General features: G+C 69.5%; 13 protein-coding genes, 1 pseudogene and 1 CRISPR repeat array. Of the genes and pseudogenes, 8 read left to right on the top strand and 6 right to left on the bottom strand.

The window, feature by feature from the left end; genetic code table 11:
- Positions 1-11 precede the first annotated feature (11 nt).
- Entirely contained in the window at positions 12-653 is a 642-nt protein-coding gene (locus ACYUD3_RS37720; protein ID WP_470980768.1) for a superoxide dismutase, read from the top strand.
- A 140-nt stretch (positions 654-793) separates the two neighbouring features.
- Here the strand turns inward: ACYUD3_RS37720 and ACYUD3_RS37725 are convergent, their stop codons facing one another.
- Positions 794-1,570 (bottom strand): SAM-dependent methyltransferase, encoded by a 777-nt coding sequence (locus ACYUD3_RS37725; RefSeq protein WP_470980771.1) that lies wholly within the window; start codon positions 1,568-1,570, stop codon positions 794-796.
- A 135-nt stretch (positions 1,571-1,705) separates the two neighbouring features.
- On the opposite strand from ACYUD3_RS37725, the gene ACYUD3_RS37730 reads away from it, so the two are divergent.
- Positions 1,706-1,960 carry a hypothetical protein gene (locus tag ACYUD3_RS37730; protein WP_470980774.1) on the top strand — a complete coding sequence of 85 codons (255 nt, stop codon included), beginning with the start codon at positions 1,706-1,708 and terminating at the stop codon, positions 1,958-1,960.
- A 4-nt stretch (positions 1,961-1,964) separates the two neighbouring features.
- Here ACYUD3_RS37730 and ACYUD3_RS37735 read toward each other — a convergent pair whose 3' ends face one another.
- A complete protein-coding gene (locus ACYUD3_RS37735; protein WP_470980777.1) occupies positions 1,965-2,618 on the bottom strand; it encodes a mycothiol-dependent nitroreductase Rv2466c family protein in 654 nt (217 codons plus the stop codon).
- Positions 2,619-2,895: 277 nt separating this feature from the next.
- Between ACYUD3_RS37735 and pepN the strand changes: the two genes are divergently transcribed.
- Positions 2,896-5,457, top strand: coding sequence for an aminopeptidase N (pepN, locus tag ACYUD3_RS37740; RefSeq protein ID WP_470980779.1), 2,562 nt, complete (start codon positions 2,896-2,898; stop codon positions 5,455-5,457).
- 1,482 nt (positions 5,458-6,939) lie between these two features.
- Positions 6,940-7,695, top strand: a pseudogene (locus ACYUD3_RS37745) (hypothetical protein); the annotation flags it as partial.
- Positions 7,696-8,053: 358 nt separating this feature from the next.
- Positions 8,054-8,629: direct repeats of the CRISPR family, unit length 28 nt; unit sequence GTGGTCCCCGCGCACGCGGGGCTGTTCC.
- A gap of 58 nt (positions 8,630-8,687) precedes the next feature.
- Here ACYUD3_RS37745 and ACYUD3_RS37750 read toward each other — a convergent pair.
- On the bottom strand, positions 8,688-9,119 hold the full coding sequence (locus ACYUD3_RS37750; protein ID WP_470980782.1) for an ATP-binding protein: 432 nt from the start codon (positions 9,117-9,119) through the stop codon (positions 8,688-8,690).
- 203 nt (positions 9,120-9,322) lie between these two features.
- Between ACYUD3_RS37750 and ACYUD3_RS37755 the strand changes: the two genes are divergently transcribed.
- The gene (locus tag ACYUD3_RS37755) at positions 9,323-10,204 is read left to right on the top strand and encodes a helix-turn-helix domain-containing protein (protein ID WP_470980785.1); all 882 of its coding nucleotides are present in this window, start codon (positions 9,323-9,325) and stop codon (positions 10,202-10,204) included.
- Positions 10,205-10,207: 3 nt separating this feature from the next.
- Positions 10,208-10,423, top strand: a complete 216-nt coding sequence (locus ACYUD3_RS37760; protein WP_470980787.1) for a DUF397 domain-containing protein — start codon at positions 10,208-10,210, stop codon at positions 10,421-10,423.
- Here the strand turns inward: ACYUD3_RS37760 and ACYUD3_RS37765 are convergent.
- The 3 genes from ACYUD3_RS37765 to ACYUD3_RS37775 form a co-directional block, all read right to left on the bottom strand.
- Positions 10,395-11,576 carry a glycosyltransferase gene (locus ACYUD3_RS37765; protein ID WP_470980803.1) on the bottom strand — a complete coding sequence of 394 codons (1,182 nt, stop codon included), beginning with the start codon at positions 11,574-11,576 and terminating at the stop codon, positions 10,395-10,397. The genes ACYUD3_RS37760 and ACYUD3_RS37765 overlap by 29 nt on opposite strands.
- A gap of 132 nt (positions 11,577-11,708) precedes the next feature.
- A complete protein-coding gene (locus ACYUD3_RS37770; RefSeq protein WP_470980788.1) occupies positions 11,709-12,896 on the bottom strand; it encodes a serine hydrolase domain-containing protein in 1,188 nt (395 codons plus the stop codon).
- A 158-nt stretch (positions 12,897-13,054) separates the two neighbouring features.
- Positions 13,055-13,528, bottom strand: a complete 474-nt coding sequence (locus tag ACYUD3_RS37775; protein WP_470980791.1) for an NUDIX hydrolase — start codon at positions 13,526-13,528, stop codon at positions 13,055-13,057.
- Between the two features lie 176 nt (positions 13,529-13,704).
- On the opposite strand from ACYUD3_RS37775, the gene ACYUD3_RS37780 reads away from it, so the two are divergent.
- The gene (locus ACYUD3_RS37780; protein WP_470980794.1) at positions 13,705-16,956 is read left to right on the top strand and encodes a S8 family serine peptidase; all 3,252 of its coding nucleotides are present in this window, start codon (positions 13,705-13,707) and stop codon (positions 16,954-16,956) included.
- Between the two features lie 310 nt (positions 16,957-17,266).
- Complete coding sequence (locus ACYUD3_RS37785; protein WP_470980797.1) at positions 17,267-18,286, top strand: aspartate-semialdehyde dehydrogenase; 1,020 nt, start codon at positions 17,267-17,269, stop codon at positions 18,284-18,286.
- The last annotated feature ends 65 nt before the right edge of the window (positions 18,287-18,351 follow it).

Raw genomic sequence — 18,351 nt, forward strand, 5'->3', positions numbered from 1 at the left:
GGGAACCCCGCATGCCCGTCTACACGCTGCCTGAACTCCCGTACGACTACTCCGCGCTGGCCCCCGTCATCAGCCCGGAGATCATCGAGCTGCACCACGACAAGCACCACGCGGCGTACGTCAAGGGCGCCAACGACACCCTGGAGCAGCTCGCCGAGGCGCGGGACAAGGAGCAGTGGGGTTCGGTCAACGGCCTGGAGAAGAACCTGGCGTTCCACCTCTCCGGCCACATCCTGCACAGCGTCTACTGGCACAACATGACGGGCGCGGGCGGCGGTGAGCCCCTGGCGGCCGACGGCGTGGGCGACCTCGCGGACGCGATCACCGAGTCCTTCGGCTCCTTCGCGGGCTTCAAGTCCCAGCTGACGAAGGCCGCCGCGACGACCCAGGGCTCCGGCTGGGGCGTCCTCGCGTACGAGCCGCTGAGCGGGCGGCTGATCGTCGAGCAGGTCTACGACCACCAGGGCAACGTCGGCCAGGGCGCGACCCCGATCCTCGTCTTCGACGCCTGGGAGCACGCCTTCTATCTCCAGTACAAGAACCAGAAGGTGGACTTCATCGACGCGATGTGGGCGGTGGTGAACTGGCAGGACGTGGCGAGGCGTTACGAGGCCGCCAGGTCCCGTACGGACGTGCTGTTGCTGAACCCCTGAGGTTCCTGGTGAACGTCCTGCCTCGTGATCGTCTTCTCAACCTTCGCGTGCGGCAGGCGGATTGAGGAAAGCCCCCTGTGAGTACCTGAGCTCACAGGGGGCTTTCTCGTGGTGCGGGGGGTTACGGCCGGCCCAGGGGGTTACGGCTTGCGGCCGAGGCCGCCGTGCTGTCCGATCGGCGTGGTGTCGGCGCCGGCCTCGGGGCGCCACAGCGGGACGGAGACGACGCCGGGTCCGACGAGCTCCAGCCCGTCGAAGTACCCCTCGATCTCGGCGACGGGCCGCAGGAAGTACGGCACCGCGCCGGTCTCGTTGTAGCCGTCCTGGGCGTGCTCGTACGCCGGATCGGTGCCCCGGGAGCCGTCGTTGAGGGAGAGGTAGCTGCCCGAGGGGAGGCCCGCCATGAAGGCCTGGGCGAGGTCGCGGGCGCGGTCGTAGCCGTCGACGTGGCCCAGGATGCCGCTGAGGATGAGGGCGACGGGCTGGTCGAGGTCCAGGGTGTTGCCGGCGGCCTCGATGATGCACTCGGGCTCGTAGAGGTCCAGGTGCTCGTACGCCGTCCTGCCCTCCGGGGAGGAGTAGAGCAGCGTACGCGCGTGCGCGAGGATCAGCGGGTCGTTGTCGACGTACACGATCTTCGCCTCGGGGGCGTACCGCTGGGCGACCTCGTGGGTGTTGTCGACGGTGGGCAGACCCGTGCCGACGTCGAGGAACTGGCGTACGCCCGCCTCCTGGACGAGGTGGCGGATGGAGCGGCCCAGGAAGGCGCGGCTGCTGCGGGCGATGGTGACGATGCCGGGGAAGACGGCGGTGTAGGCGTCGCCGGCCTCCTCGTCCACGGGGTAGTTGTCCTTGCCGCCGAGCCAGTAGTTCCAGATGCGGGCCGAGTGGGGGACCGTGCTGTCGATCTTCGTCATGGGGTCCATGGTGCATGGTGGGTGAACTGGGGGGCGAGGGTGGGGTGTTGGGGGGTTCGGGGTGGGGCGGATTCCGCGTTCACGGTGGCGGGCGGCGCCTTATGCTCCCCTTGACTCCGGTCCGAGGAGGTATGCGTGTCCGATGTCTGGTGCCCGAACTGCGAAGGGCGGCGGCTGCGGGGTTTCCGGGATCTGGAAGGACCCGAGGCCGCGGCGACCAGAGAGGCGGTCAGCGGGTATCCCAGCGAGCGGGACGAGAAGTTCCGCCCACTGGCCTACCACCGCTGCACGGCCACCGGATGCCGCCGGGTCCAGCGCAAGGACAACTGGCGGGTGGGGGCCGACCTGCCGGAGGAGATGCGGAGTCCAGGAGGCTCCCCCTCTTCCTAGCGGCTCACAGGTTGCTGAAGTCGGGGCCCTGGGTGCGGGTGCGCTTGATCTCGTAGAAGCCGGGGACGGAGGCGACGGCGAGGGTGCCGTCCCAGAGCCTCAGGGCGTCCTCGCCCTTGGGGGCGGGGGTGACGACGGGTCCGAAGAAGGCGACCTGCTTGCCGTCGGGGCCGGGGACGGAGATGACGGGGGTGCCCACCTCCTGGCCGACCTGGTCGATGCCCTCCTTGTGGGAGGCGCGCAGTTCGGCGTCGAACTCGAAGTCCTCCTGGTCGGCGTAGTCGATGAGGTCGGCGGGGAGGCCGACTTCGTCGAGGGCGGCGGCGACGGCCTCCAGGGTGGGGCCCTCGCCGTTGTTGTGGAAGCGGGTGCCGAGGGCGGTGTAGAGCGGGCCGAGGATGCCGTCGCCGTGCTTCTGCCAGGCGGCGGTGACGACACGGATCGGCTTCCACGCCTTGGTCGCCAGCAGCTCCCGGTACTCCTCGGGCAGCTGGTCCAGCTTGTCCTCGTTGAGGACGGCGAGGCTGAAGACGTGCCAGCGGACCTCGATGTCGCGCTGCTTCTCGACCTCCAGCACCCAGCGGGAGGTCATCCAGGCCCAGGGGCACAGGGGGTCGAACCAGAAGTCGACGGGGGTCTTGGCGGGGGTGTCCGACATGTCTCTCCTCAGAGTTCTTCCAGCGGCTTCGGGATAACGGCGCAGTTCACTCACCCATTCCCGGTATGCCCGGTCAGGGTCGCTCGGGGTGGCTCACCCGTTCGGCCCCGGGGTGGGGTGGGGGTCGGATACAGGGTGTTCCCCGATGTGTGCGGTCCGGAGCACGTGGCAGGATCGGTCGTGTCCAGCCGTACCGCACGGTACAGCCGGAGTGAGTGTCCTGACCGTAGCGACCGTATCGACCGTCCTGGCCGAACGTACCGAGGGAGTACCGCCTGTGCCCGGTGAGAATCTGTCCCGTGACGAGGCCCGCGAGCGAGCCGCGCTGCTGTCCGTCGACGGATACGAGGTCTCGCTCGATCTGCGGTCGGCGGTGGGTGAGGCGGCGTCCGGCGAGGAGGGCCCGCGGACGTTCCGTTCGGTGACGACGATCAGGTTCCGCTGCGCCGAGCCCGGCGCGTCGAGCTTCGCGGACCTGATCGCGCCCGGGGTGACGGCGGTGTCGCTGAACGGGCGGGATCTGGACCCGGGCGAGGTGTTCGACGGCTCGCGGATCGCGCTGGAGGACCTGGCGGCGGAGAACGAGCTGGTGGTGGACGCGCGGTGCGCGTACTCCCGTACGGGCGAGGGTCTGCACAGGTTCGTGGACCCGGAGGACGGCGAGGTCTACCTGTACACGCAGTACGAACCGGCGGACGCGCGCCGGGTGTTCGCCAACTTCGAGCAGCCGGACCTGAAGGCCCCGTTCCGCTTCGAGGTGCGCGCGCCCGAGGGGTGGACGGTGTGGAGCAACGGCGCGGGCACGCCGGCGGACGGGGTGTGGCGGTTCGCGGAGACGAAGCCGATCTCGACGTACATCACATGCGTGGTGGCGGGCCCGTACCACTATGTGACGGACTCCTACTCCCGGGTCCTGGCCGACGGCAGCCGGCTGGAGATCCCGCTGGGCGCGATGTGCCGCAAGGGCCTGGCGCCGCACTTCGACGCGGACGACGTCTTCCTGATCACCAAGCAGGGCCTGGACTTCTTCCACGAGCACTTCGACTTCCCCTACCCCTTCGGGAAGTACGACCAGGCGTTCGTCCCCGAGTACAACCTGGGGGCGATGGAGAACCCGGGGCTGGTGACGTTCCGCGAGGAGTACATCTTCCGGGGCAAGGTGACGCGCGCGTCGTACGAGGCGCGGGCGAACGTGATCCTGCACGAGATGGCCCATATGTGGTTCGGCGACCTCGTCACCATGGAGTGGTGGGACGACCTGTGGCTGAAGGAGTCCTTCGCGGACTTCATGGGCTCGTTCGCGAACGTGGGGGCGACCCGCTTCAAGAACGCCTGGATCACGTTCGCCAACCGCCGCAAGGCCTGGGCCTACCGCGCGGACCAGCTCCCCTCGACCCACCCGATCACGGCCGACATCCGTGACCTGGAGGACGCGAAGCTGAACTTCGACGGCATCACGTACTCCAAGGGCGCGTCGGTCCTGAAGCAGCTGGTCGCGTACGTCGGCCAGGACGCCTTCCTGGAGGGCGCCCGCCGCTACTTCAAGCGCCACGCGTACGGCAACACGCGCCTGGGCGACCTGCTGTCGGTCCTGGAGGAGACCAGCGGCCGGGACATGACGGCGTGGGCGCGGTCCTGGCTCCAGACGGCGGGGGTGAACTCGCTGACGCCGCAGGTGCGGCTGGACGACGCGGGCCGGGTCGCCGAGCTGTCGGTGCTCCAGGAGGGCGAGCCGGCGCGTCCGCACCGGGTGGCGGTGGGTCTGTACCGCCGCTCGGCGGAGGGCCTGGTCCGCTACGCGCGGGCCGAGGTGGACGTCGAGGGCGCGCGGACGGCCGTCGCGGAGCTGGCCGGCGCCGAGGCGCCCGACCTGGTCCTGGTGAACGACGACGACCTGACGTACTGCAAGATCCGTTTCGACGAGCGGTCGTTGGAGACCCTGCGGGAGTCGCTGGGCGAGATCCGGGATCCGCTGGCGCGGGCGCTGTGCTGGTCGGCGCTGTGGAATCTGACCCGGGACGCGTTGTTCGCGGCGCCGGACTTCATCGGTCTGGTGACGCGGTTCGGGGGTGTGGAGTCGGAGATCGGTGTGCTCCAGACGCTGCACGGCTGGGCCGGGGCGGCGCTGTCCCACTACGCGCCGCGCGCCTGGCGTCCCGCCGGTGAGGAGCTGCTGGCGCGGGAGTCCCTGCGGGAGCTGCGGGCGGCCGAGCCCGGGGGTGAGCATCAGCTGGCGTGGGCGAGGTTCTTCGCGTCGGTGGCGTCCGCCGCGGAGGATCTGGCGCTGCTGGGTGGCCTGTTGGAGGGCACGGAGGAGATCCCCGGTCTGGCGGTGGACCAGGAGCTGCGCTGGGCGTTCCTGGACACGCTGGCCACGTACGGGGTGGTGGCGGAGAAGGAGCTGGCCGCCGAACTCGCCCGCGACGACACCGCGTCCGGCAAGCGGCATCAGGTGCGCTGCCTGGCGGCCCGCCCCTCGGCCGCCGTGAAGGCCCAGGCATGGGCGCAGCTAGTGGAGTCCGACGCCCTCTCCAACGCCCTGGCGGGCGCCACCATCGCCGGCTTCGCCCGGGCGTCCCAGCGGGAGCTGCTGGAGCCGTATTCCGCCAAGTACTTCGCCGCGATCGAGGGGGTGTGGCGGGAGCGGTCGATCCAGATCGGGATGGATGTGGTGTCCGGGTTGTTCCCGTCGCTGCTGGACACTCCGGAGACTTTGGGGGCGACGGACGCGTGGCTGGAGGGGCATGCGGGGGCGGCGCCGGCGTTGCGGAGGTTGGTGCTGGAGGCGCGGGACGATCTGGCGCGGGGGTTGCGGGCGCAGGGGGTGGTGGAGGGGTAGGGGGTTGATGGGGGCCTTTCCTGGAGGAGGGCTGGGGCTTGTTGGGAGGGGGGCCTTCTCCGGGAAGGGCGGCTTGGCGGGGGGGGCTCGGCAGGGGGGAAGCGGCTTGGTAGGGGACCTTCCCCTGGGGGCGGCTTGGCAACTCCCTGTAGGGGCCTTGGCTGGTGGCGGGGCTTGCCCAAGAGGTGGCGCCCGGCTGGAAAGTGGGGGCCTTGGCCGGAGCAGGGGCCTCGCCGGGGACGCGGCGGGGACGCGGCGGGGTTTCGTCGAGAGGCGGGCTTGGTCGAGAGGCTGAGCCTTGTGGAAGGGGAGCGCTGGCCAAGGGTTGGGGCTGCGGTGAACGTTACAGAATTTGCGGGGGCGCACCCGTAACCTCCGGGGCCCTCCCCCGGTACCAGGCAGGACGCCCCCTACTCGGCACTCACCAGGGATTCCTTTAGCCCCCGCTTGTCCGACTTTGTCGACAGCCACGTAACAGTGGTTACAGAACAAACCAGACATGGGAATCCCCTCAGCATGAACTCCTCCGACACCCCCCTCTCCCTCCACCGCCTCCCGACGGCCGGCGTCATGACAGCGGCTCAACTCCGGGCCCATGGCATCTCATCGGCAGAGATGAACGAACGGTGCCGCGCGGCCGACGGCTGGCAGCAGCTGCTGCCGGGCGTGTACGTCCTGCACTCCGGCCGGCCGACGGGGGAGGAACGGGTACGGGGGGCGCTGCTGTACGCGACGGCGAAGGGTGGGGTACCGGCGCAGAGTTCGGGGGTGAGCTGGGAGGGGGGCGCCGGCGCGAACTCCGGGGACTCGGGGGTGCCAGTGCGGAACTCCGGGGGCTCGGGGGTGCGGGCGCAGAACTGGGAGGGCGGTTCCGGAACGGGCTCCGGGGACTCGGGGGTGCGGGCGCAGAACTCCGGGAACTTGGGGGTGCCGATGCGGAACTCCGAGAACTTGGGCTTGCAGAGTTACGGGGCCCCAGGGGTGCCTTCGCAGAACTCCGGGGATTCGGGGGCGTCTTCGCGGAACTTCGGGGATTCGGGAGCGTCTTCGCGGAACTCCGGGGACTCGGAGATGACCTCCGGGAGGAGCTGCGGGACGAACCCGAGGGTGGACTCCGGGGCGAACTTGGAGGGGGGGTCCGGGGCGAACTTGGAGGGGGGTTCCGGGGCGAACCTCGGGGTTTACTCCGGGGCGAACCCGGGGGTGAACTCGGAGGCGGACCCTGGGGCTTGCTCCGGGACTCGCTCAGAGGCGGACCCAGGGACTTACTCCGAGACTTGCTCCGGGACTTGCTCAGGAGCGGCCCCCGGGGCTCGCTTCGGGGCGAACTCGGAGGCGGGCTGCGGGAGTTACTCCGGGGCGAGCTCTGAGGGTTACTTCGGAGCGAACCCGGATGCGGGCTCCGGGACTTACTCCGGAGCGAGTCCTGAGGGTTACTTCGGGGCGAACCCGGAGGCTCACTCCGGGACAGGCGCCGGCGCTTACCCCGGAGCGATGATCACCGGCGAGGCGGCGCTGACGTTGCACGGTTTTGTCGGCACCGCGCCGCTCTCCTCCCTGTCCCACATCGACGTCCTCGTCCCCCGCCTGCGCCGGCTCCGTTCGACGGGCTGTGTGCGGATCGTTCGTACGACAGCCTTGCCGGCGCCGGAGTTGTCGACGGGGGTCCCGTTGGCCCCGGTCGCCCGTGCCCTGGCCGACGCGATCGCCGGGCTCCGCGACGCCGACGCCGTGCAGCGGCTACTGACCGAGGCCGTGCGGGACGGGCATTGTGAACCTGCGGCAGTCGTACGGGAGTTGCAGTTCGCGCAGTTGCTGGCGCGGGCTCATGTGGTGGATGCCGTGGATTCCTTGCTGGCGGAGGGGCGGGCGGTTGCCGAGGGGCGGTTGTATCGGATGGTGCGGGAGTTCGGGTTGCCGGATCCGGTGTGGAACGTGGATCTGCGGTTGGCGGGTGGGCCGTACTTGGGGGGTGTCGATGCGTACTGGCCCGATCATGCGGTGGCGGTGGAGTTGGACACGCGGACGCCGAGGGATGTGTGGGAGGCCGGGGATCCGTTGTGGTCCGAGTACGCGCGGCGCCGGGAAACTTTGGAGCGCCTGGGCATCACGGTCGTTCACCTGACTCCCCGCAAGCTGCGGGAGTCGCTTGAGCAGCAGGCGGTGGTGGTACGGACAGCCCTGATGACTTCAGCGGACCGACCACCGGCGGCTTGCGTGGTGGTCCTGCCTCGGTAGGAGGGGACTGGGCAGGCCGACGGGAAGGGGTCGCCTGGGGCGGTTGCACTTGGCGGTCCCCTTTCCTGGAGGGGCGGAGAGGGTGGGTTGGGGTGCTGAGGGGGGTGGTTTCACTTTGGGTGTGGGGTTGGGTGCGGGCGAGGGCGGGGGCTTCTGTGGCGGGGGGTTCTTTCGGGGGGTGCTTGGAGTGGGGGGTGCTTGTCGGGGCGGGATTAGCGGGTGGGGCGTTGTGGGCAGGGTGGCGGGTAGGAGCTTCGGGTGGGGCGGGGTTGGATTGTCTGAGGGGAGGGGAATGTCCGATTGCTGGGAAGTGATGGGGAACTGGGGTCTGCCGAGATAAAGAGCCAGGTCACGACCTGTGGTCCCCGCGCACGCGGGGCTGTTCCCATCCTGACGACCTCGCTCCGCCCACGGAAGAGGTGGTCCCCGCGCACGCGGGGCTGTTCCGCTTCGTGAGCGAGGGTGCTGTCTTCGAAGATGTGGTCCCCGCGCACGCGGGGCTGTTCCCGGCCCATGGGGCGATCTCTTCGCGTATGGCATGTGGTCCCCGCGCACGCGGGGCTGTTCCCAGGAAAGGTATCTGGTCGACGACCTGCGCAAGGTGGTCCCCGCGCACGCGGGGCTGTTCCCAGGCTGGCCAAGCAGGGACACCCGGATTGGTTGTGGTCCCCGCGCACGCGGGGCTGTTCCCGCGGCCTGGACCTGATCGTCGTGGACTACCTCGTGGTCCCCGCACACGCGGGGCTGTTCCCCTCGCCAGCGGAGTCGAGACGAACACCAACAAGTGGTCCCCGCGCACGCGGGGCTGTTCCCGCCGTACCGCCGTACCGCGCTGGCCTTGACCAGTGGTCCCCGCACACGCGGGGCTGTTCCCGGGATTCCCGCCCCGCTCCCCCGCCGGACTGGGTGGTCCCCGCACACGCGGGGCTATTCCCGACGCCCAGCAGGTCATCGACCTGTTCCGGCCGTGGCCCCCGCACACGCAAGGCCCCCTACCCCTCCCCCACCAACGACGCCCTAACCGCCTTCCCCACCCCCTTCCGCGTGCTCCAAGTCAGCGTCGACGTAAGGGATTCCACCAGCGGCAACCCCCTCCCCTCCTCCTCCGGCAGAGCCCCGTGGAGCCTGGGCATCTCCGTTGTCGCTGGGTCTGCCACCTCGATTTCCAAGACCTCCGTGCCCTTCAGGACCCTCAGGGTCAGCCAGAGTTCGTGGCCCGGCTTCCTTGCGTGTTTTACGGCGTTCGTGACCAGCTCCGAGATCACCAGTACCGCGTCGTCCACCCTTCCCGGCCAGCCCCACAGCTCCAGGCGGCCCCTCGCATGGCGCCTCGCCAAGCGGACGCTGGCCGGGATCATCGGGTAGCTGAACATCCATTCCTCCGACACGAGGGGGGTGTCGGCCATGCGGTCCATGCCGTCCATGCGTGGGGGTCCTTTCGTCGTGCCTGTCCAGACACGGTGACCGGCCCCCGCGTTCGACTGCAATCGAAACCACGCTGATTAATCAGCGCGTTGGAAAGTGGACTATGCCTAGATCTGCGCATTCGCCTGCGGCGGCCGCGCACCCGGTGCCACACTCTGCGCACGGTCACTTGCCGTACACGTCACAGCACAGAGAGGTGCACATGGCAGCCAAGCGCGGGCGCACCGCCCAACGGCTCGAACTCGGCCTTCAGCTCCGGCATCTGCGGGAGAACTGCGGTCTCGGGGAGCGTGGTGGCGGCTACACCCGGAAGCAGGCCGTCGTCGGGCTGAAGATCTCCGAGGCATCCCTCCAGCGCATCGAGGGCGGCGGTCTCAACTTCCGCAACATCGGGGATCTGCGCAAGCTGCTGGACCGGTACGGCGTCAGCGATCCCGACATCATTGACGGCCTCGTCAGCCTCAACAAGGAGTCCAACAACCAGGATTGGCTGACGAGGTACCGGGCGGAAATGCCTCCGGGGATGCCCTCCTTCGTCGGCATCGAGCCAGAGGCCCGGTCCATGAAGGCTTACCACCCGACTTTGGTGTACGGCCTCCTACAGACCGAGGACTACGCGCTCGCCAAGAACGAGGTGGACAAGCCAGTCGAGGAGTACACGACCGAACGCATCCGCAGCAGCGTGGAGTTGCGGATGAAGCGGCAGGAAGTGCTCACCCGGGAGGGCCCTGTCAAGCTGCACGTCATCCTCGGCGAGGCCGCACTACGGTATGTGGTCGGAGGGGCAGACGTGATGCGTGAGCAATACCGGCGGATCGAGGAGCTCGCCGGCTGGGGCCATGTCACCGTTCAGGTACTGCCGTTCCGCCGAAGCTACCGGTCGACCAACGACTTCGTGATCCTCGACTTCGGCAACGCCTTCCCGCCTAGGATCCAGACCGACACCACATGGGGCTCTGTCTCCACCTCCGACAAGCCTCGCGAAGTCGACCGGTTCACAAGGCGGTTCGACACCATGGCAGCATCGGCGCTACCCCCTGAGGACACGCCGGATTTTCTCCACCGATTGGAACGAGAGCTCTAACTCATGCATGCCCGTTTCACAGCGCCTGAACTCGCTCCCGAGCACGCCTGGTTCAAGTCGTCCTACAGCGACTCCGGCGGCAACAACTGCCTCGAAGTCGCCCTCCTCCCCCCCAGCATCGGCATCCGCGACTCCAAGTACCCAGCCGGCGCAGCCCTACTGCTCCCCACCTCCGCCTGGTCCCCCTTCCTCACGCACCTGCGCGAGACCTCCGCATAGCCCTCCCGCTCACCCGCTCCAACAACGCCGCATACGACGCGATCATCCGCGTCCTGCTGAACCGCTCCCGGCTCGCGGCGAGGGCACCGCCGAACTCCGCCCTCGCCGCCACCGCCTCGGACCACGCCCCCGCGATCACCCCCGCATCCGGCGGCGTCACAATCCCATGCCCCGCGACGATCGCCGCGCTGTCCCCCACATCCGTGGACACCGGCACCGCCCCGCACATCATCCCCTCGATGAGGCACAGCGGCGCCGCCTCCCCCCACGCCGACGTCAGCGCCACCACATCGGACGCCGCGTACAGGCACTCCATGTCCCGCCGCACCCCGAGCAGCCGCACCCCGTCCCGCCGGACCCCGGCCGCCTCCAGCTCAGCCACCAGCGCGGCGTTCCCCTCACTCATCCCCGCCCCGCACATCAGCACCCGCCCCTCCGGCTCCCGCCGCAGCCACTCCGCAGCCGCCGCCAGGAACAGCGGTACGTTCTTCATCCCGTCGTAGCGGGCGGCGAAGATCACCACCGGGGCCGTCTCCGAGATGCCCAGCTCGTCCCGTACCGCCACTCTGCGCGCCGCGTCCGGGCGGAAGCGGATCAGGTCGACGCCGTTGGGGATGGTCACCAACAGCTCCCGGGGCACCCCGGCCGCCTCGTACGCCGCGCGGGTCGACTCCGCGCAGCAGACGGCCGCCGCGACCGTCCCCTCGGCGATCGCGGTGCGCAGCGCCTCCAAGGACTGGTTCTCGGGGTCGGAGCGGTGCAGGCAGACCACGACCGGCCGGCTCGGCAGGCCCGCCTGGTTCAGCAGCGCCAGCGGCTGCTCCTTGAGCGAGAGGATGACGTCCGCCTCGGCCATCGCCCGGGCGGTGTCCGCCAGCTCCGCACCGGTGAACAGCCCGCCACCGGAAATCCCGAGAGCACCGGCGGGGAGCCCCCCGTGCACCCGCCCCAGGCTCGACACCCCCACCCCCGCCGCCGTCAGCGCCCGATAGCACGCGTCGTCCTCCATCCGCTGCCGCGTCGCCTCCCGGTGCACCTCCCCGTACAGACTCAGCACCTTGTGGTGCTGGCCCCCCTCCCGGAGACCCAGCACCACATCGCTATGAACGATCCGGGCGCCCCCGGAGAAGAACCCCTCGTAGACCGACAGCACACGCAGCACAGCGCTCACCCGCCTTGCACACCTGAATCAAGCCATCCCCGTGAAAGTGCGGGTTAGCCGATATCAGGCGGCACGGATATTTCATGCGGATGAACTGGGCGTCTCGTTTCGTCGGATGATGGATTACAGACCGGCGCCGGTCATGCGCCCGACCCCCGGGGCGGCCCCGGTGCCCCCTGCGGGCGCCTTGCCGCAGAATTCCGCCTCCACGACGGCCGAGGCGTCAACGGCCCAGTCCCCGTTGAGGTTCATCGCCAGCGAGTGCTTTCCGTCCGCCGTCGTCAGCGCCATCGAGAGCGAGCCGTGAATTCCGCCGTCATGGCCCCAGAGCGTCACCCCGCAGGAAAGTTTCCCGGAGTACAGACCGAGCCCATAGTTGACCGGCCCCGTCTCCTCCTTCATTTCCTTCAGCTGAGCCGGCTTCAGCAGCTTCCCCTGCATCAGCGCGCTGTAGAAACGCGTCAGATCCGCCGACGTCGAGATCATTTCTCCGGCGGAGGACGCGAGCGACGGATTGATCTCCGTCACGTCGTACGACGGCCCGTCCACCGTCTCCGCCAGCTTGGAGTACGCCCTACTGGCCGGGCGGGGCAGCCAGACCCGGGTTCCCGGCACCGACGTGTCCGTCAGGTGCAGCGGCTTGAGGATGCGCGCGCGGATCGCCTCCCCGTACGGCTTTCCGGTGACCTTTTCGATCACCATGCCGGCGAGTACGTAATTGGTGTTGGAGTACGACCACGAGGTACCCGGCGCAAAGGTGGGCGCGTGCCGCATCGCTATTCCCACCAGTTCCGCCGGGGTCAGCGTGTCGTAACGGTGTTCGTCGAAACCCTTCTTCAGGAAGTAGTCCCGCACGAACTGGTCGTCCGACGTGTAATTGAATATCCCGCTCGTGTGGTTCAGCAGCTGGCGCAAAGTCACCTTGCCGCCGTCATGGCCGTTCCCGCGCACCACGCCGGGCAGCCAGCGCTCGACGGTGTCGTCCAGCGACAGCCTGCCCTCGGCCTCCAGCTGGAGGAGGACGGTCGCCACGAACGTCTTGGTGATGCTGCCCACGCGGTAGTGGTCGCCGGCCGAACGGGGCTCGCCCGTCCGTATGTCGCCGACTCCGGCCGTCGTCGACCAGGTGCCCCCGCCGTCGCGGACCGTCAGCGTCGCGCCGGGGACGCCCTGGCGTACGACCCCTTCCACCGCCTCCTTCGTCGCCTGGTGTCCCGTCGCGCCGGCCGCCGCGAACGACGGTGCCGCCAGCGCCGCCGTCGCCGTGAGGGCCGTCGCCGCCAGCACCGTCGTACGGAGTGCTGTCCTCATGCTGTTCTCCCCCTGCTTCTGCCGCGCCCTGGTCAGGTGCGGTGGTCACGGGGGGAAACGCCTTGCGGGGCAGGGCGGTTGAGCCGGATGCGGGGGTTGAGCCGCTTCCGGCCCAAATCTGACCGAGAAAGGCGGGTCTCTTCGAGCCCGAGAGGGGGTCAGCTCTCTTCGAGATGGCCCGCCGCCGGGCGCTCCCGCCACATCCTCAGCGCCTTCGGCACCATGCTGCCCAGCTCCACCGCACCCGCCCCCGGAGCCGACAGCCCCTCCAGTTCGTGCCACGCCGCCAGGTCCGTCGAGCCGTTCACCTCCGGCCTCAACCCCCCGCCCCGCACCCGCGCTTCATAAAGCACCGCCATCCCGTGATGGTCCACCGGCCGCCGCCACCACGCCCGGCGCGGAAACTCCACCCGCCGCGACGTCACCCCCAACAGGCCCACCACCTCGACCTCGTAGCCGGTCTCCTCCCGCAACTCCCGGATCACCGCGTCGTACGGATCCTCCCCGTGCTCGACCCCGCCCCCGGGCATCACCCACACATGCCCGCCGTCCTCCGTCGGGAAGCGCGCCAGCAGGATGCGGCCCTCGTCGACCACCACCGCGTACGCAGCCGTCCGCCGAGTCTTTCTCAACGTCCACCCCTCTCGAAAAGTTCACCTCACGCTAGAAGCGGTTCGCCCCGACTTGCCATTCATTTCCGTAAAGTCCATCGCGGGTTTTCCCCATACATCCCTCCGCTTGTGGTCAACACTCCCCAAAAACCCGGCCCTTGAGTAAAGCTGGGCGATCACTCGACCAAGGGATGCCCATGACCCTCACCCCCCACAGACGAACGGCCCGAATAGCCGTGGCCGCGGGGCTCGTGGCCGCGCTGGCCGGCGTCGGGCCCGTGCCGCTCGCCCTCGCCGGTGAGCAGCCCGTCGTCAAAGCCGAGACGGACAGCGGCAAGCTCGGCGCCGACGACACGCAGGCGCTCGCCGAGGCCAAGGCCGACGGCGCGAAGACCGTCACGCTGATGGTCGCCACCACTCCCGGCCAGACCAGCCAGGTCGCGGGCCAACTCGACGCTGTCGACGGCGGGTTCGTCGGGCGCAAGGACGACGCCCTCGGCTACGTCCGCGCCACCCTCCCGACCGCCGAGGCCGACGCCGCCATCGCCGCCGCGTCGAAGCTGAAGTCCGTCCAGGCCATCGACCTCCGCCAGGAGATCGCCCTCGACGACCCGACGCCGCAGAGCGACAACGAGGCCAAAAACACCGGCACTTACCCCGCGCCCGACAAGAACACCCCCGCCGCCAACCCCTACAACCCCTCCTTCGAGACCGGCGCCGTCTCCTTCGTCGAGGACCACCCGACGTACGACGGCCGCGGTGTCACCATCGGCATCCTCGACTCCGGCGTCGACCTGGGCCACCCCGCGCTCCAGAAGACCACCACGGGCGAGCGGAAGATCGTCGACTGGGTCACCTCGACCGACCCGGTGGTCGACGGCGACGGCACCTGGCTGCGGATGACCACCTCGGTCAGCGGGCCCAACTTCACCGTCGCCGGGCGCACTTGGACCGCCCCCGCGGGCGACTACAAGTTCCAGCTGTTCGCCGAGTCCGTCACGCGCGGCGGCGACATGGCCGGCGACCTGAACCGCGACGGCGACACCACCGACGTGTGGGGCGTGCTGTACGACGCCGCGAACGGCACGGTCCGCGTCGACCTGAACAACGACGGCGACTTCACGAACGACGAGGCCCTGAAGCCGTACAAGGACGGCTTCCAGATCGGGTACTTCGGGACCGACGACCCGGCCACCGAGGTCGTCGAGCGCATCCCGTTCGTCGTCGAGATCCGCAAGGACGTCGTCTACAACGCGGCCGGCGCGAAGTCCGACTACGTCAACATCGGCGTCGTCGAGAGCCGGCACGGCACCCACGTCGCCGGTATCACCGCCGCCAACTCGCTGTTCGGCGGCCGGATGAACGGCGCCGCGCCGGGCGCCAAGCTGGTCTCCTCGCGGGCCTGCACCTGGACCGGCGGCTGCACCAACGTCGCGCTCACCGAAGGCATGATCGACCTCGTCACCAAGCGCGGCGTCGACATCGTCAACATGTCGATCGGCGGACTGCCCCCGCTGAACGACGGCAACAACGCGCGCGCCCGCCTGTACACGCGGCTCATCGACACCTACGGCGTGCAGCTGGTCATCTCGGCCGGCAACTCCGGGCCCGGCCTCAACACCATCGGCGACCCCGGGCTCGCCGACAAGGTGATCAACGTCGGCGCGTCCATCTCCAAGGAGACGTGGGCCGCCAACTACGGCTCGCAGGTGGCCAAGAAGTACGCCATGCTGCCGTTCTCCTCCAACGGCCCGCGCGAGGACGGCGGTTTCGCGCCGACGCTCGTCGCGCCGGGCGCCGCGATCAACACCATCCAGACCTGGGCACCGGGCGCCCCGACCGCCGAGTCCGGCTACCGGCTGCCCGCCGGCTACGCGATGCTCCAGGGCACGTCGATGGCGTCGCCGCAGGCCGCGGGCGCGAGCGCGCTGCTGATCTCCGCCGCCAAGCAGCGCGGCATCAAGCTGTCGCCGCTCACCCTGCGCACGGCGCTCACCAGCACCGCCCGCGAGATCAAGGACGTCCCCGCGCACACCCAGGGCGCCGGCCTGATCCGCATCGTCCAGGCCTGGGACGCCATCAAGAAGAACGCGACCGCCCACGACTACACCGTCAAGGCCCCGGTCAGCACGGCCCTTTCGGGCTCCCTGCAAGAGCCCGGCTTCGGCACCGGCATCTACGACCGCGAGGGCGGCCTGAAGACCGGCGAGAAGCGGTCCTACGACGTCGTCGTCACCCGCACCTCCGGGCCCGCCGGGTCCGTCAAGCACAAGGTCGGGCTGAAGACGAACGACGGGACGTTCAAGCTGGGCGTCCGTGAGGTGAGCCTGCCGCTGAACACCCCGGTGACCCTCAAGGTGCAGGCCCAGGCCAAGTCGGCCGGCGTGCACAGCGCGATCGTCACCCTGGACGACCCGAAGACCGCCGGCATCGACCGGCAGATCCTCTCCACGGTCGTCGTCGCCCAGCCGCTCGCCGCCCCCTCCTTCTCCTTCTCGAAGTCCGCGAGCACGCAGCGCAACAGCAGCACCTCGTACTTCGTGACCGTGCCGAAGGGCGCGAAGACGCTGGAGGTCGCGCTCGGCGGGCTGAAGGACAAGAGCCAGACCCGGTTCATCGCGCTGCACCCGTACGGGGTGCCGGTCGACGACGCGTCCTCGGTGTACTGCTACAGCGACTACTCCAGCCCGACGCTGCCCAACAACTGCCGCCCCGACCTGCGCACTTACTCCGAGCCCGCGCCGGGCGTCTGGGAGATCGAGGTCGAGTCGCGGCGGACGTCGCCGCACCTGGACAACCCCTACACGCTCGACGTGTCGGTGCTGGGCACCAGCTTCGCGCCGGCCGTGCGGACGGTTCCCGAGGCGGCCGTCGGCACGCCCGTGACCGCCGACTGGACGGTCAAGAACGATTTCGCGCCGCTCGCCTCGACCCTCTCCGGCGGTTCGCTGGGCTCCGCGAAGCTGGCCGCCCCGGTCATCGCCAACGGCGCCTCGCAGACGACGACCGTCGAGGTGCCGGCCGGCGTCGAGCGGTTCGACGTCGCCATCGGCCAGGTCTCCGACCTCGCCGCCGACCTCGACCTGACCGTGTTCCGCGACGGCGTCCAGGTCGCGCAGTCCGCCGACGCCGACTCCGAGGAGTCGGTGAGCATCGTCAAGCCGGCCGCCGGTACGTACACGGTCGTCGTGGCCGGCTACAGCGTTCCGGCCGGGACGACGACGTACCAGTACAAGGACGTCTGGTTCTCCTCCGCGCTCGGCACCGTCTCCGTCGGCTCCGGTGCCGTGTCCATCGCGAGCGGCGCCTCCGCGACCGTCTCCGGGCAGGTGCTGGCCAAGTCCGCCGGGCCCGCCGGGCGGGAGCTGTTCGGTGAGGTGCGGCTGGTCAACTCGCGCGGCACCGCCGCCGGGATGGGGACGGTCGTGATCGAGAAGGTCACTCCGTAACTCCGGGACTCCGTGGCTTCGGGTTGTGACAGGGCGGGCGCTTTTCCGAGCGCCCGCCCTTTTCGCTGCCCGGCGGCGATCCGGCTCCGGGCGAGGCGTACGTCACACCGGCGGGCGGTGAACGTACGGATTGCGGCAAGACGGTGTCGTACGGGGAATTTCTCCAGCTCAGCGGGGGTGTGGCCGGAGGTACGGCGGGGGGTTTCCGGGAGCGCGGGGGAATCAATTGGACACGTGGGGTCAGGTGGGACGCATGATGGGGAGGTCTGCCTGGCAGGCACACAGGGACGTAGATCGAGAGGGAGTCGCCGTGAGGGTCGGAATCGTCGGAGCCACCGGTCAGGTCGGTACGGTCATGCGCCGCATCCTCAAGGAGCGCGCGTTCCCGGTGACCGAGCTGCGGCTGTTCGCGTCCGCCCGGTCGGCGGGTTCCGAGCTGGACGGGGTGACCGTCGAGGACGCGGCGAGCGCCGACTACTCCGGGCTCGACATCGTGCTGTTCTCCGCCGGCGGCTCGACCTCCAAGGCGCTCGCGGAGAAGGTCGCCTCGCAGGGGGCCGTCGTCATCGACAACTCCTCCGCCTGGCGGCGCGACCCCGAGGTGCCGCTGGTCGTCTCCGAGGTCAATCCGCACGCGATCGCCCAGCGGCCCAAGGGGATCATCGCCAACCCCAACTGCACGACCATGGCCGCCATGCCGGTCCTGAAGGTGCTGGACCGGGAGGCGGGGCTCGAAGCGCTCGTCGCCACCACCTACCAGGCCGTCTCCGGGTCCGGGCTCGCCGGGGTGGCCGAGCTTCAGGGGCAGGTCGAGAAGGTCGTGGGGGACGCCGAGAAGCTCACCCACGACGGGGGTGCCGTGGAGTTCCCCGCGCCTCAGGTCTACAAGCGGCCCATCGCCTTCAACGTGCTGCCCTTCGCCGGGAATCTCGTCGACGACGGGCTGGGTGAGACCGACGAGGAGCAGAAGCTCCGCAACGAGTCGCGGAAGATCCTCGAGCTGCCTGAGCTGAAGGTGTCCGGGACGTGTGTGCGGGTTCCTGTTTTCACGGGGCACTCGCTTCAGATCAACGCGCGGTTCTCCCGGCCGCTGTCTCCCGAGCGGGCCGCCGAACTGCTCTCCGTCGCGCCGGGGGTGGTGGTGACCGATATTCCTACGCCGCTTCAGGCCGCCGGGCAGGATCCGTCGTTCGTGGGGCGGATTCGGCGGGATGAGACGGTGGAGAACGGGATCGCGTTGTTCGTCTCCAATGACAATCTGCGGAAGGGGGCTGCTTTGAACGCGGTGCAGATTGCTGAGTTGGTGGCGGAGGAGTTGACGAAGGGCTAGGAGCTGTCCGGCGGATCATGTGACTGTCGGCTTGGCTGCTCGTTGGTCTTGGCATGGGGCGGGGT

It is taken from the genome of Streptomyces sp. AMJ-169 (assembly GCF_055597585.1).

Excerpts from the sequence above, each read along its gene's own strand:
- ACYUD3_RS37720 (WP_470980768.1), top strand. The coding sequence starts at position 12 with ATGCCCGTCTACACGCTGCCTGAACTCCCGTACGACTACTCCGCGCTG.
- ACYUD3_RS37725 (WP_470980771.1), bottom strand. The coding sequence starts at position 1,570 with ATGACGAAGATCGACAGCACGGTCCCCCACTCGGCCCGCATCTGGAAC.
- ACYUD3_RS37735 (WP_470980777.1), bottom strand. The coding sequence starts at position 2,618 with ATGTCGGACACCCCCGCCAAGACCCCCGTCGACTTCTGGTTCGACCCC.
- ACYUD3_RS37750 (WP_470980782.1), bottom strand. The coding sequence starts at position 9,119 with ATGGACGGCATGGACCGCATGGCCGACACCCCCCTCGTGTCGGAGGAA.
- ACYUD3_RS37755 (WP_470980785.1), top strand. The coding sequence starts at position 9,323 with ATGGCAGCCAAGCGCGGGCGCACCGCCCAACGGCTCGAACTCGGCCTT.
- ACYUD3_RS37760 (WP_470980787.1), top strand. The coding sequence starts at position 10,208 with ATGCATGCCCGTTTCACAGCGCCTGAACTCGCTCCCGAGCACGCCTGG.
- ACYUD3_RS37770 (WP_470980788.1), bottom strand. The coding sequence starts at position 12,896 with ATGAGGACAGCACTCCGTACGACGGTGCTGGCGGCGACGGCCCTCACG.
- ACYUD3_RS37780 (WP_470980794.1), top strand. The coding sequence starts at position 13,705 with ATGACCCTCACCCCCCACAGACGAACGGCCCGAATAGCCGTGGCCGCG.